Genomic DNA, 12,605 nt, shown 5'->3' with positions numbered 1-12,605 from the left:
GGATGCTCGCTTTAACTTGGTCCGGGATGCTGCAACCCTATGCCTGAAAAATCGACTGAAGACACCGCAGCCGGCCCGTCGCCGGCGGCGCAAGTTCCTGCGAAATTCGCCAAGGCCTATCAGGCCGCCTTGCAGGGCAGCGCGCTGCCCGGCGAGAGCGACGACCTCGATGCCAAGGCGCTGGCTGAAGCGGGCGAATTCGCCGCCCGCGCGTCGCTCGACCGGGCGCCGGGCCAACCGTCGTTCCTGCTTGAGCCGGTGGCGGCTGACGGCACTGACCGCCGGATGCGCCTGGTCGTCGTCAACGACGACATGCCCTTCCTCGTCGATTCGACCTCGCAGATCGCGGGCGCGCAGGGTCTTGCCGTGCACCGCATCCTCCACCCGGTGGTTTCGGTCGAGCGCGATGCGAAAAATCATCTGACCGCGGTCGACGCCGGCAAGGACGGTGCGCGCGAGTCGGTCATCTATATGGAGCTCGAACGCGGCGACGCCCGCGCCCGGCGCCGTCTGCTCGATGCGCTCGAAGCCTCGCTCGCCGATGTGCGCGCTGCGGTCGCCGACTGGAAGGCGATGCGCGCCGCGATGCTCGCCGATTCGACGATGCGCGCCGACGGCGATGGCGCCGAGCTGCTGCGCTGGTTCGAAAGCGGCGCGATGACGCAGCTCGGCCATGAATGGCGCACGCGCGACGGCAAGCGCCACGACCCGCTGGGCATCTGTGCCGCGGGGACGAGCGAAATCCTGTCCGAAACCGCACTCGAAGCGGCCTTCGCCTGGTTCGAAAAGGGCCGCACGGCGCCGCTGCTCATCAAGTCGAACCGCCTGTCGTCGGTGCATCGCCGCGTACTGCTCGATCTGGTCGTCGTTCCCGAGATGAAGGGCAAGACGGTCGAGCGCCTGTCGATCCACGCGGGCCTCTGGACCAGCGCCGCGCTGTCGACGCCGCCCGCCAAGGTGCCCGTGCTGCGCGCGCAACTCGAGGCGCTGATGGCCAAATTCGGCTTCGACCCCGGCGGCCACGCGGGCAAGGCGCTCGCGCACGCTTTGACCGCGCTGCCCCACGACTTGCTGATCGCGTTCGACGCCGAATCGCTCGAGGAACTGGTGCTCACCTCGATGTCGATTACCGATCGCCCGCGCCCGAAGTTGGTGATGATACGCAGTCCGCTCGGCCGCCATCTCTTCACCTTTGTCTGGTTGCCGCGCGACGAGGTGTCGACGGGTCGCCGGCTGGCGATCGAGTCGCTGCTGGTGCGCGAGGCCAAGGCGGGGGTCATAGGCTGGACGATGGCGCTCGAAGATGGCGGCGCTGCCTTGCTGCGCTACACGCTCGACCTGCGCGGCGGCGGCATCGTGCCCGATACCGAAGCGCTGAACGCTCAGCTCGAACAGATGGTGCGCGGCTGGCAGCCCGAAGTCGAAGGCGCGCTGGCGCGCCGCGGCGATCCGGGCCGCGCGGCGGCGCTTGCGGCGCGCTTCGCCCCGCTGTTCCCCGCCAATTACCGCAATCTCTATAATCCCGAAGAGGCGGCGCGCGACATCCTGCGTCTGCGCGACCTCGATGCCGACCGCCCGCGCAATGTGCGGCTGGCGAAAAAGAGCCTCGACGGCGACGACCGGCTGCGGCTGAAGGTCTATAGTGCGGCCGGACCGCTCGCGCTGTCGGACGTGGTTCCGGCGCTCGAACATTTCGGGTTCGAGGTGCTCGAGGAAATCCCGACCGAATTGCACGTCCATGGCGGCGGTGAGGGCGATGCCGAGGCAACCTTCATCCACGATTTTTCGCTGCGCTTGCCCGCCAATGTCGACGAAACCGCCCTGATGCCGCATGTGGAGACGATCGAGGGCGCGATTGCCGCGGTGCTCGATGGCAAGGCCGAAAACGACGCGTTCAACCAGCTCGTGCTGGTGACGCAGACCGATCCACAGGCGATCGTGTGGCTGCGCGCCTGGTTCCGCTACATGCGCCAGGGCGGATCGAGCTATGGCATGGATACGGTGGTGGCGGCGCTGCGCGGCGCCCCGGCGCTGACCGCCGCGCTCGTCGATCGCTTCCGTGCGCTCCATGACCCCCAGGCAAAGGATGCGGCGCGCGCCGAAGAGCTCGCCGCCGAAATCCAGACCGGCTTTGCAGCGATCCAGTCGATCGACGACGACCGAATCCTGCGCCTGTTCCATGCGGTGATCGGCGCGACGCTGCGCACCAACGCCTTTGCGCCCGCGGCGGCCGAGGCGCTGGCGTTCAAGATCGATTCGAGCCTGGTTCCGGGGCTGCCCAAGCCGCTGCCGTGGCGCGAGGTGTGGGTGTACAGCCCGCGCGTCGAGGGCATCCATCTGCGGGCCGGCCCGGTCGCGCGCGGTGGCCTGCGTTGGTCCGACCGGCGCGACGACTTCCGTACCGAAATTCTGGGGCTGATGAAGGCGCAGCGCGTCAAGAACGCCGTCATCGTCCCGACCGGCGCGAAAGGCGGCTTCTATCCCAAGCAGTTGCCGAGCCCGGCCGAGGATCGCGACGCCTGGTTCGCCGAAGGCACCGAATGCTATCGCATCTTCATCCGGTCACTGCTGTCGATCACCGACAATATCGTCGGCGGCAAGGTGGTGCACCCCAAGGGCGTCGTGATCCGCGATGGCGAAGACCCCTATTTCGTCGTCGCCGCCGACAAGGGTACCGCGACCTTCTCCGACGTCGCCAACGGACTTGCGATGGAGCGTGACTTCTGGCTCGGCGATGCGTTCGCGAGCGGCGGGTCGAAAGGCTATGACCACAAGGCGATGGGCATCACCGCCAAGGGCGCGTGGGTTTCGGTCCAGCGTCACTTCGCCGAAATGGGCATCGACGTGCAGACCGACACGATCCGTGTCGTCGGTTGCGGCGACATGTCGGGCGATGTGTTCGGCAACGGCATGCTGCTCTCGAAGGCGATCAAGCTGTGCGCGGCCTTCGACCATCGTCACATTTTCCTCGATCCCGATCCTGATCCGGCCAAGAGCTGGAAAGAACGCGACCGCATGTTCAAACTGCCCCGGTCGAGCTGGGACGATTATGACAAGAAGCTGATCTCGAAGGGCGGCGGCGTTTTCGCGCGCAGCCAGAAGAGCATCCCGCTGACCCCCGAGGTGCAGGCGCTGCTGGGTCTTTCGGTTGCTGAAATCGACCCCGCCGGACTGATCTCCGCCATTCTGCGCGCGCCCGCCGATCTGCTGTGGTTCGGCGGCATCGGCACCTATGTGAAGGCGGCGGGCCAGAATAATGCCGAGGTCGGCGATCCCGCCAACGACGCGCTGCGCGTCGATGCCGAGGATCTGCGCGTCCGCGCGGTGGGTGAGGGCGCCAATTTGGGCGTCACGCAGGCCGCGCGTATCGCCTTCGCGGCGAAGGGCGGGCGTATCAACACCGACTTCATCGACAACAGCGCCGGCGTCGACTGTTCGGATAATGAGGTCAACATCAAGATCGCGCTCAACCGCGAGATGGCCGAAGGCCGGCTGAGCCAGGATGATCGCGACGCGCTGCTCGTCCGCATGACCGACGATGTCGCGGCGCTGGTGCTCGAGGACAACCGACTGCAGGCGCTCGCGCTGTCGATCGCCGAAAAGGGTGGCGCTGCCGCGGTGCCGTCGCTGGTGCGGATCATGGAGACGTTCGAAGCATCGGGCCGGCTCGACCGCAAGGTCGAAGGGCTGGCGGCGAACGACGAGCTGCTGCGCCGCTCGGCCGAAGGGAGCGGGCTGACGCGGCCCGAACTCGCCGTGCTGCTATCGACTGCGAAGCTGGCGCTGCAAGACGCGATCGAAGCGAGCGCCTTGCCCGACGATCCCGCGCTGGCGAGCGACCTTGCCGCGGCCTTCCCTGCCGAGATGCAGCGCGATTTCGCGGGGGCGATCGCCGATCACCAGCTGCGCCGCGAGATCATTGCGACCAAGCTTGCGAACCGCATCGTCAACCGCATGGGCATCGTCCACCCGCTCGAACTGGTCGAAGAAGAGGGCTGCTCGCTGGGTGAGGTCGCGGCGGCGTTCGTCGCCGTCGAACGCTTGCTCGACATGAAGGGGCTGTGGGCGTCGCTCGACAGCGCGGGGATAAACGAATCCATCCGCTTGTCGCTGTTCAGCCAGGCCGCCTCGGCGATGGCATCGCAGATGGCCGACCTGCTGCGCGTCAGCCCCGGCCTGGCGCAGCCGGGCGCGCTCGTTGCGCGGCTCGAACCCGGCGTCGATCGCCTGACCGCGACAGTCGACACGCTGCTCAGCGCGTCGGTGCGGCGTCAGTGGGACGCGCTGGCGCAGCAGCTGCTCGACGCCGGCGCGCCCGAGGCGCTGACCGCGGCGGTCGTCCGCCTGTTCAAGACCGACGGCGCGATCGGAATCGTCGACCTTGCCGAACGGCGCGGCGACGATGAGGTCGGGGTGACGCGGGCCTTCACGCATCTGGGCGACGCGCTCGGGCTCGACTGGGCGCAGACGCTGGCGGCGCACATGAGTCCTGCCGACCCGTGGGAACGCCTGCTCGTCAACAGCCTGGCGCGCGATTTCCAGCAGATGCGGCTGAGCTTCCTCGCGGGGTTGCCCAAGGGCGATCTCGATGCCGGGGTCAGCAAATGGCTGGAAGCGAACGGACCGCGCGTCGCGCAATTCCGCACGACGGTCGACCGCGCGCGCACCATCCCCAATCCCAATGGCGCGATGCTGTCGCACATTGCGGGGCAGGCGCGCGGGCTGCTCGGCCGGTAACAGGTCTGACCCTCCCCTTAGGGGGAGGGCTTCAGGAGGCTCTATGCCGTTCCAACCGCGCGTCGCGATCCTCGTCCCGGCACCCGATTATGAGGAAAATTGGCGGCCCGCCTTCGCGCGCAAGGCGGCGGCGCTGGCGGCGGCCGGGTTGGCGGTCGAGCAGCGCGTCTGGACCGATCCCGGCGACCTGACCAGGTTCGACCTGATCCTGCCGCTGTTCGCCTGGGGTTACCAGCGCGACGTTGCCGTCTGGTATGCGCTGCTCGACCGGCTCGCGGGATTGCCCGTCGTCAATCCGGTGCCGGTGCTGCGCTGGAACAGCGACAAGGCCTATCTTGCCGAGCTTGGCGCGAAGGGCGTTGCGGTGGTGCCGACGGTCGAGGCCGCGGCGCTGGACGACGTATCGCTGGCGCAGGCGCGCGCGGCGCTCGGCGTGGAAGAGGTGGTAGTGAAGCCCGCGATTTCGGGCGGTGCCGACGGGACGCACCGTATCGCGCCCGGCGCCCCGATCCCCGCCGATGGGCTGGGACGCCGCCGCCTTGTTCAGCCGCTGATGCCCGGCATCCTCGCCGACGGGGAGTATTCGCTCTTCTTTTTCGGCGGCGCCTTCAGCCATGCCATCGTCAAGCGCCCCGCGTCGGGCGATTTCCGCGTCCAGGAACAGTTCGGCGGGCGCGAGACGGGATGGGAAGCGAGCGAGGCGGCGCGCCTGCTCGCCGCCGCGGCGCTTGCCGCCGCGCCCGCGCCGCCCGTCTATGCGCGCGTCGACATGGTCGGCGATGCGGCGGGCGTGCTGCACATCATGGAACTCGAGCTGATTGAGCCATCGCTGTTCCTGCATCATGCCGGCGACAAGGGCGCGGCCTTCGGGCAGGCGGTTTACGCCGCCGTCTGATCGCCAAGGAGTGCATGCCACAGCCATTGGCGGATTGCCGAGGTCAGGTTCGGCGGATCGGGGGCCTCCATCCGTTCGACGTCGATCCGCGCGACGAGCGCATTGACCGGCAGGCCGCGCTGCACCGCCGAGACTTCCAGCGCGTCCCAGAAGACGGGCTCGAGGCTGATCGACGTCGGGTGCCCTGCAATCGTAACCGAGCGTTTGACGGGGGGGTGATAGGAGGCGGTCATCGCGCTGGTTTACAACCGGCGCGGCAAATGCGGATACGAATTATTTGGGGTAGATCGCCGGCGGGCCATTCGTAAAATGCCGCGCGGTTCCGGCGCAACGGCAGGCAGGCCCATGACAGCACCCATTCAGACGCTCACCGAAAAGGAAAAGGAGACGCTGCGCCTGCTTGTCGATGGGCATGATGCAAAATCGATGGCGCGGCAACTGGGGCTTTCGGTGCATACGATCAACGAACGGCTGCGCGATGCCCGCCGCAAGATGGCGGTGTCGAGCAGCCGCGAGGCGGCGCGCAAGCTGCGCGCGATAGAACATGGCCCCCCCGAAAAATTTGCGGACAAGCCTTTGGGGGAAGCCCCAGCAGCGGCCGGCGTGAGAGATGGTGCTCCACATGCCGGAAAGCGCCGCTCGGTGCGGCTGCTCGGCCTGGTAGCTGGAGCTATTCTCATGTCGCTTGCCCTTGCTTTACTCGCCTTTTCCTCGGTGACCGGAACCGGCGGTCCGCCCGCCGCGGCGCCGCCTGCCGCGTCGACCGAAAGCGCGGCCGCCGACGCGGCGCGCGCCTGGCTTGTGCTGGTCGAGAAGGGCGACTGGAAGGCAAGCTGGGAGGCGACCGGACAGTCGTTCAAGGCGCTCAACACCGTCGAAGCCTGGGCCAATGCGGGACGGCAGGTGCAGGGGCCGCTCGGGGCCGCAAGATCGCGCGTCCTGATTGGCGACGAATATGTCCCCGCGCCGCCCGAAGGCTATCGCATGGTCAAATTCCGTACCGATTATACGAACAGGGCGGGCGTGATCGAAACGCTTTCGCTGGTGCGCGAAGGCGATACGTGGCGGGTCGTCGGCGTAACGGTGGACTGAAGCGAGGAACAAGGCCCTCTCCCCATGAAAAGGGGGGAGGGTCTTGAGCCAGGGCGCGCGCGCTCAATACATATGCTGTCCGCCGTTGATCGACATCGTCGATCCGGTGACGAAGCCTGCGTCCTCGCTGCACAGAAAGGCAACCCCGCGGGCGATTTCTTCGGCGTGGCCGAGACGCCCCACAGGAATTTTCGCGACGATCTTTTCAAGGACCGGGGCGGGGACGGCGGCGACCATATCGGTGTCGATATAGCCGGGCGCGATCGCGTTGACGGTCACCCCCTTCTTGGCGCCTTCCTGCGCCAGCGCCTTGGTAAAGCCGTGGATGCCCGATTTGGCGGCGGCATAGTTGACCTGGCCATATTGGCCCGCCTGGCCGTTGATCGACCCGATGTTTACGATGCGGCCCCAGCCGCGTTCGACCATGCCGCCAAAGGTCGCCTTGGCCATGTTGAAACAGCCGCCCAGATTGATGCGCATGACGTCGTTCCAGTCGTCGAAGGTCATGCGCGCCAGCGTGCCGTCGCGGGTGATCCCGGCGTTGTTGACGACGATGTCGATCGGGCCGAGGTCGGCGGCAACCTGCGCGCAGCCGTCGAGGCAGGCCTGATGGTCGCCGACGTCCCAGCGATAGGCGGGGATGCCGGTGCGCTCGGTGAAGGCGCGCGCTTTTTCGTCATTGCCTGCATAATTGGCGGCGACGCGCACGCCCATATCCTTCAGCGCCAGCGAAATGGCCTCGCCGATGCCGCGGCTGCCGCCGGTGACGATTGCTACGCGTGTCATGAATTCGCTCTCCCACACAATCTTGCTTCTTTGTTGATTAGGGCGCGCGCGAAGCGGCCGCAAGTTGACCGGAACGTCAATCGCGCGGCTTTGCGGGGAAAGTTTTTCAGTTTCCGGTCAGTGCCTTCAGCGCCGCAAAATTTCCGACGGCAAGATCGGCCTTGCGGATCGCGAGGATCAGGCTGGCGCCCTGCGCGGGCGCGATGCCGGTCAAGGCGCTTGCGGGCAATTCGACGAGCATCGCGTCGCGCTCCTCGTCGAAGCCGGGTGCATAGTGGCGCGGCTGCCCGCCTACGAGAGGCGCCTCGGCGGCGGCGAGTGCGGCCCAGACGGGTTCGAAGAGCGCCCGGGCCGGGGCCGAAAGCGAATCGGGGTCGGCGCACCAGCGATGGCGCGCATGATCGAAAAGCAGCGCGCGATAGTCGCTGACCCACAGCTCGGCATCCGGATGGTGGCGCGTCAGCGGCAAAGCGATCGATTCGGCGCGGTCCTCGCCGCTTTCGGCATCGCTTTCGACCACCACCCGCGACCAGTGGATCGCGTGCAGCGCGGTCATCACTGCGGACGCGTCCGAGGCCGAGAAGCCGGCCTGCCCCGCGCTTTCGTCGATGATCGCCAATATCTCGCGCGCGCGCTCGGCCGCGTCGCGGTTGGTTGCGGCGGCATCGGCCAGCGCCTCGGTCAGCTCGTCGCTCGCGTCGGGCGGCGGCGCAGTGCCGGTTTCAAGGGTGGGCAGGCGCGCGGCGAGCAGCGCCGCCAGCCCGGTCATCGTCGGCCAGTCGAACGGATGAAAGGCAGGATCGGCAAGATCATAGCCAGTGGCCGCGAAAAAGGCGTCGGCGGCGTCCGCCCCGGCCAGCGTGCCGGGCGCATCGGCGCCGCGGACGTCGACCGCCCATTCGGGAAAGGCCCGCACCGCGAGCCGGTGCAGCGCCTCGTATTCGAGCCCGGCGGGACGGAAATAGGCGCGGCCGACTGGCTTGGGTGTCGCGCGTGGCGGTCCCACCTCGGGCAGATGGAGCGCCGTCGCCGCGCCCGTTTCGGGATGGACGAAAAAGGCGAGTGCGCCGGTGCGCGGGCCCAGCCCGTCCCAGAGTCCGGCAGGCAAATCGGCACAGGAGATCTGGGCGATAAAGTCGGCATCGGTGCCCTCGATCCGCGGCCACGGCATCGCGACTGGCAGACGCGGGCGTCCGCCGACCCAGTTGCGCGTCAGAATGGCGTCGCGCGGCGGGATTTGCGCGACCAGTCGCGCCTGGCTGGCAGGCACGGCGTGACCAGCTGCGGGATTGTCCATGATGGGCAATGGCTCGGATGCGTCGTGCGCCTGCGCCTCGACGGCCTGAACCTGCGCCGCCAGCATCTCTTCGATCGGTTCGGGCGGCAAGGCGTCTGAGGGCGTGTCGGTTTCGGCGGCTATTGGAGCGACCTCGGTCGGCGGTTCGTCTTCGGGCAACGGGTCATAGACCGGTTGGGCGCGCAGCCGCGCGAGGCGCGCGGGCGCGATTTCGACGGGTTCGATTTCAGGCTCGGCGCGGCGCGGCAGCCGCGGCATGCGCATTGCGCGCGGCATTCTGGGGGCCTTGGGCAGCGTAACCTGGGGGCGGGGGCGGCGTATCCACCAGACGATGGCGACCGCGATCAAAAAGGCCAGGGTCAGGCCGGCGAGCGTCATGGCTGCCCGGTCGAGTTCGCTCATCGCATGTCTCCGCGCGGGTGCCGGCGCAATATACCGGAAGCCGCTGGATACAGAGCTTAAGACGCAGAGTTAAACAGGAGGTAAGCGCCCGCTATTTCAATGCCATCCGGCGAGTTCACGCCGCACCAGCACCTCGAGCATAGCCATTCCTGGCGGGGTGTCGTTGAGGCAGGTCAGATAGGCGAAGTCGCGCCCGCCCGCCGCCTCGAACTGCTCCTTGCCGCGGATCGCGAGCTCTTCGAGCGTTTCGAGGCAATCGGCCGAAAAACCCGGTGCGAAAATCGCCACGCGGCGCCCCTCGCGGCCGAGCCGTTCGAGCAGCGCGTCGGTTGCGGGTTCGAGCCACTTGGCGCGTCCGAAACGCGACTGGAAGGCAATCTCGACCGGCCGTCCGATCGCTTCGGACAGCAACCGCGCGCTCTTCACGCACTGGCAATGATAGGGGTCGCCCAGATGCAGCGTCCGTTCGGGCATGCCGTGAAAACTGGCGACGAGCGTATCGGGCGCGAAATCGAGCGCGGCGATCCCCGCCTCGACCGACGCGGCAAGTGCCGCGATATAGGCGGAATCGTCGTGATAGGGCGGCAGGAAACGCAGCGCGGGTTGCCAGCGCAAGCGCGCAAGATGCGCGCCGACCGCATCGACCACCGTCGCCGTCGTCGCGGCGCAATATTGCGGATACAGCGGGGCAATCAGGATGCGGCGGCACCCTTCGCCGACAAGTTCGTCGATCGCGCCGCCGATTGCCGGAGCGCCATAGCGCATCGCCCAGGATACGCGGACATCGTCGCCCAGCGCCGCCTGTAACGCTCCGGCCTGGCGCCGGGTGATCGCGGCGAGCGGCGAGCCTTCGTCGGTCCACACCTGCGCGTAGGCGTGCGCCGACTTTTTCGGGCGCGTGTTGAGGATGATGCCGCGCAGGATCGGCTGCCACAGCAGCGGCGGGATTTCGACGACGCGCGGGTCGGACAGGAACTCACGCAGATAGCGGCGTACCGGACCTGGTTCGGGAGCGTCGGGGGTGCCGAGGTTGACGAGCAGCACGCCGATGCGCGGCGCGGGTACCGCGGGATGGGAAAGGGGGCGTTCGATCATAGCGGATCGGGCGATAGCGGAAGGCGGCGGATTCGGCGACCGGTTGCGGCGAACATTGCATTGGCGATCGCCGGCGCGACGACGGGCACGCCGATTTCGCCGACGCCGCCGGGATCGCGGTCGCTGTCGATGAATTCGACGACGATCTGCGGCACTTGCGACAGGCGGGGCAGGCCAAGCTGGCCGAGCTTGCGGGCGGTCGCGACGCCGCCGTCATAATCGGTCGTCGCGCCGACCGCGGCGGCGAGACCGAAGACGAGCCCGCCCTCGATCTGCTGGCGTGCGATCGCCGGATTGACGAGCCGCCCGGCGTCAACGACGGCGACGAGCTGTTCGACCTGCAGACCCCGGTCGCTGGGCCGCGCGGTGGCGACGAGCGCGATGTGGCTGCCGCGCATCGAATGGCATGCAAGGCCCTGCGCCGTGCCCGAAAGCCCGCCTTCCCATCCGGCGAGGCTGGTCGCAGTGAGCAGGCAGCGGGCGAGGAGCGGCGCCTGTCCAAGCATCGCCATCCGGTACGAGAGCGCGTCCGATCCGGCGCGTGCCGCCATTTCGTCGATGAAACATTCGGTGAAGAAGGCGGTGTAGCTGTCGGCGTTGCCGCGCCAGCGCGCGGTCGGCAGGCCTATGTCGGCGGGGCAATGATCGACCGCGAAATGGCGGAAGTTATAGGATCCGCCCGCGCCCTCGACCGCTGCGGCATCGGGCGTTCCCGCCGCCTCGCGCTGCGCGACGTCAGCCGGGGCTCCGTCGAACAGCCGCGCGCGGAATTCATGGTTGGTCGATGGCACCGCGATCCGCGCGACGAGCGCGTCGATCCCGCCAGCGGCGTCGAGCGTCGCATAGATTTTGGCGCGTGCCGGCGCGCGCGGAATGTCACGCATGATTTCTTCGGCGCGCGACCAGGCGAGCTGCACCGGGCGCTTGATCTGCGTCGCGATGATCGCCGCCTGCACCGCGACGCTGTGATCGAGACAGGCGTCGAACGATCCGCCCGCCATCATCGGGAACAGTGTCACCTTGCCCGGCGGCAAACCGACTGCCCGCGCGACCGCGTCGCGGCACTGGGCGGGCGCCTGTGTCGCAACCCACAGGCGCAGCCGGTCGCCGTCGGGAGCGGCGGTTGCGGTGCGCGTCTCGATCGGTGCATGAAGCGCGGGCGCGACGGCGTAATGCGCCGCAACCTTGGTGCGCCCCTCCATCGCCTCGGCGACGTCGCCTTTTTTGGCGATGCGATAGCCATCAGCCTTGAGCGCTGCCTTCAGCGCCTGGTCGATTCCGGCGCTCGAAATCGGCGGACCGGTGGTTTCGAACTGCGGTGCGAAGCGGTCGAGCGCGCGATTCGCGGCCCACCAGTTGCGCGCGACGGTTGCAATCCAGCGGTCGTGGAGGACGATGTCGAGCAGGCCGGGTGACGCCATCCCCGCCTCGCGGTCGATGCTCTTGAGCCGGGTGGCGCCGAACGGTCCCTGGCGGATCGCGGCGAAAACCATGTCGGGAAGGCGGATGTCGCCGGCGAAATTGGCCGACCCGTCTACCTTTGCCGGCAGGTCGAGCCGCGTCAGTTCCTTGCCGTAGAGCGGGTCATTGTTGTTGGCGCGATAGACGGGTTCCACCGGAGGATCGAGCGTTGCGGCCACCGCCGCGACGTCGCCGAAGCGCAGCTTGCGGTTCTTCCAGGTGATGAAGCCATCCTGCGTGTCGCAATCCTGCCAGTCGGCGTCCCACCGCTTCGCTGCCGCCATCATAAGCAGCGTGCGGGCCTGCGCCGCGGCGTCGCGGCACGGCCCCTCGAACATGCGGATCGACGAGCTGTTGGCGGTCAGCATCACCGCATGGCGCACCGCCCATTCGCGTCGGACCCAGCTGCGCACATCGGCGACGACATCGGGCACCAGCGCGCGCGGCATGAAGGTGGCGCTATCCTCGTCGACGAGCAGTGTGTTGGTGTAGAGCGGGCTGATCGGCGCGGTTTCGACCGCGATGGTGCGCCAGTCGGCGCCGAGCTCGTCGGCAATGATCTGCGGCAGCAGCGTGGTGACGCCCTGCCCCATTTCGCATTGCGGCACGACGACGGCGATATGCCCGTCGTCGCCGATCTTCAGAAAGGCGTTGAAGATATGTTCGTCGGGCGCAGCGGTCAGATTGGGCGCATAATGACGCGGCCAGAGTGACCAGGCCAGCGCAAGGCCGCCCGCAGCGGTGGCGCCGACGAGCAGCGACCGGCGGCTGACATGCGGCAGGCGCGATTTCTTTGTCCCCACTTTGTCCCGAATGCCGGTCATCCCCGCTGCTGATAAT

The 12,605-nt window shown here is 67.9% G+C and carries 8 protein-coding genes; 3 read left to right on the top strand and 5 right to left on the bottom strand.

What is annotated here, in order from left to right; translation table 11 throughout:
• Positions 1-39: 39 nt before the first annotated feature.
• Together MU856_RS16160 and MU856_RS16155 are read left to right on the top strand one after the other, a co-directional pair.
• Positions 40-4,737, top strand: coding sequence for an NAD-glutamate dehydrogenase (locus MU856_RS16160; RefSeq protein WP_263587932.1), 4,698 nt, complete (start codon positions 40-42; stop codon positions 4,735-4,737).
• 43 nt (positions 4,738-4,780) lie between these two features.
• On the top strand, positions 4,781-5,632 hold the full coding sequence (locus tag MU856_RS16155; protein ID WP_263587931.1) for an ATP-grasp domain-containing protein: 852 nt from the start codon (positions 4,781-4,783) through the stop codon (positions 5,630-5,632).
• On the opposite strand, the gene MU856_RS16150 is transcribed toward MU856_RS16155, so the two are convergent.
• The gene (locus MU856_RS16150) at positions 5,617-5,865 is read right to left on the bottom strand and encodes a ribbon-helix-helix domain-containing protein (protein ID WP_062901435.1); all 249 of its coding nucleotides are present in this window, start codon (positions 5,863-5,865) and stop codon (positions 5,617-5,619) included. The two genes, MU856_RS16155 and MU856_RS16150, sit on opposite strands and share 16 nt — an antisense overlap.
• A gap of 112 nt (positions 5,866-5,977) precedes the next feature.
• Here MU856_RS16150 and MU856_RS16145 point away from each other — a divergent pair, with 112 nt between their 5' ends.
• Complete coding sequence (locus MU856_RS16145) at positions 5,978-6,724, top strand: helix-turn-helix domain-containing protein (protein ID WP_263587930.1); 747 nt, start codon at positions 5,978-5,980, stop codon at positions 6,722-6,724.
• A 63-nt stretch (positions 6,725-6,787) separates the two neighbouring features.
• Here MU856_RS16145 and phbB read toward each other — a convergent pair whose 3' ends face one another.
• From phbB to MU856_RS16125, 4 genes are all read right to left on the bottom strand, one after another.
• Positions 6,788-7,510 (bottom strand): acetoacetyl-CoA reductase, encoded by a 723-nt coding sequence (phbB, locus tag MU856_RS16140; protein ID WP_086457969.1) that lies wholly within the window; start codon positions 7,508-7,510, stop codon positions 6,788-6,790.
• A 106-nt stretch (positions 7,511-7,616) separates the two neighbouring features.
• Entirely contained in the window at positions 7,617-9,209 is a 1,593-nt protein-coding gene (locus MU856_RS16135) for a DUF1963 domain-containing protein (RefSeq protein WP_263587929.1), read from the bottom strand.
• Between the two features lie 96 nt (positions 9,210-9,305).
• Positions 9,306-10,304 carry a ferrochelatase gene (gene hemH, locus MU856_RS16130; RefSeq protein WP_062901438.1) on the bottom strand — a complete coding sequence of 333 codons (999 nt, stop codon included), beginning with the start codon at positions 10,302-10,304 and terminating at the stop codon, positions 9,306-9,308.
• Positions 10,301-12,589: a xanthine dehydrogenase family protein molybdopterin-binding subunit gene (locus MU856_RS16125; RefSeq protein WP_263587928.1), complete on the bottom strand. Its 2,289-nt coding sequence runs from the start codon at positions 12,587-12,589 to the stop codon at positions 10,301-10,303. Before MU856_RS16125 ends, hemH begins: the two co-directional genes overlap by 4 nt.
• Between the last annotated feature and the right edge of the window lie 16 nt (positions 12,590-12,605).

Source organism: Sphingopyxis sp. GC21 (assembly GCF_025727575.1).
In the GTDB taxonomy this organism is placed as follows: domain Bacteria; phylum Pseudomonadota; class Alphaproteobacteria; order Sphingomonadales; family Sphingomonadaceae; genus Sphingopyxis; species Sphingopyxis terrae_A.
Note: the sequence above shows the minus strand (reverse complement) of the source record. Positions and strands in the feature narration are given on the sequence as shown.

Coding starts and splice junctions, on each gene's coding strand:
- MU856_RS16125 (WP_263587928.1), bottom strand. CDS start 12,589: ATGACCGGCATTCGGGACAAAGTGGGGACAAAGAAATCGCGCCTGCCG.
- MU856_RS16145 (WP_263587930.1), top strand. CDS start 5,978: ATGACAGCACCCATTCAGACGCTCACCGAAAAGGAAAAGGAGACGCTG.
- MU856_RS16160 (WP_263587932.1), top strand. CDS start 40: ATGCCTGAAAAATCGACTGAAGACACCGCAGCCGGCCCGTCGCCGGCG.
- phbB (WP_086457969.1), bottom strand. CDS start 7,510: ATGACACGCGTAGCAATCGTCACCGGCGGCAGCCGCGGCATCGGCGAG.
- MU856_RS16150 (WP_062901435.1), bottom strand. CDS start 5,865: ATGACCGCCTCCTATCACCCCCCCGTCAAACGCTCGGTTACGATTGCA.
- MU856_RS16135 (WP_263587929.1), bottom strand. CDS start 9,209: ATGAGCGAACTCGACCGGGCAGCCATGACGCTCGCCGGCCTGACCCTG.
- MU856_RS16155 (WP_263587931.1), top strand. CDS start 4,781: ATGCCGTTCCAACCGCGCGTCGCGATCCTCGTCCCGGCACCCGATTAT.
- hemH (WP_062901438.1), bottom strand. CDS start 10,304: ATGATCGAACGCCCCCTTTCCCATCCCGCGGTACCCGCGCCGCGCATC.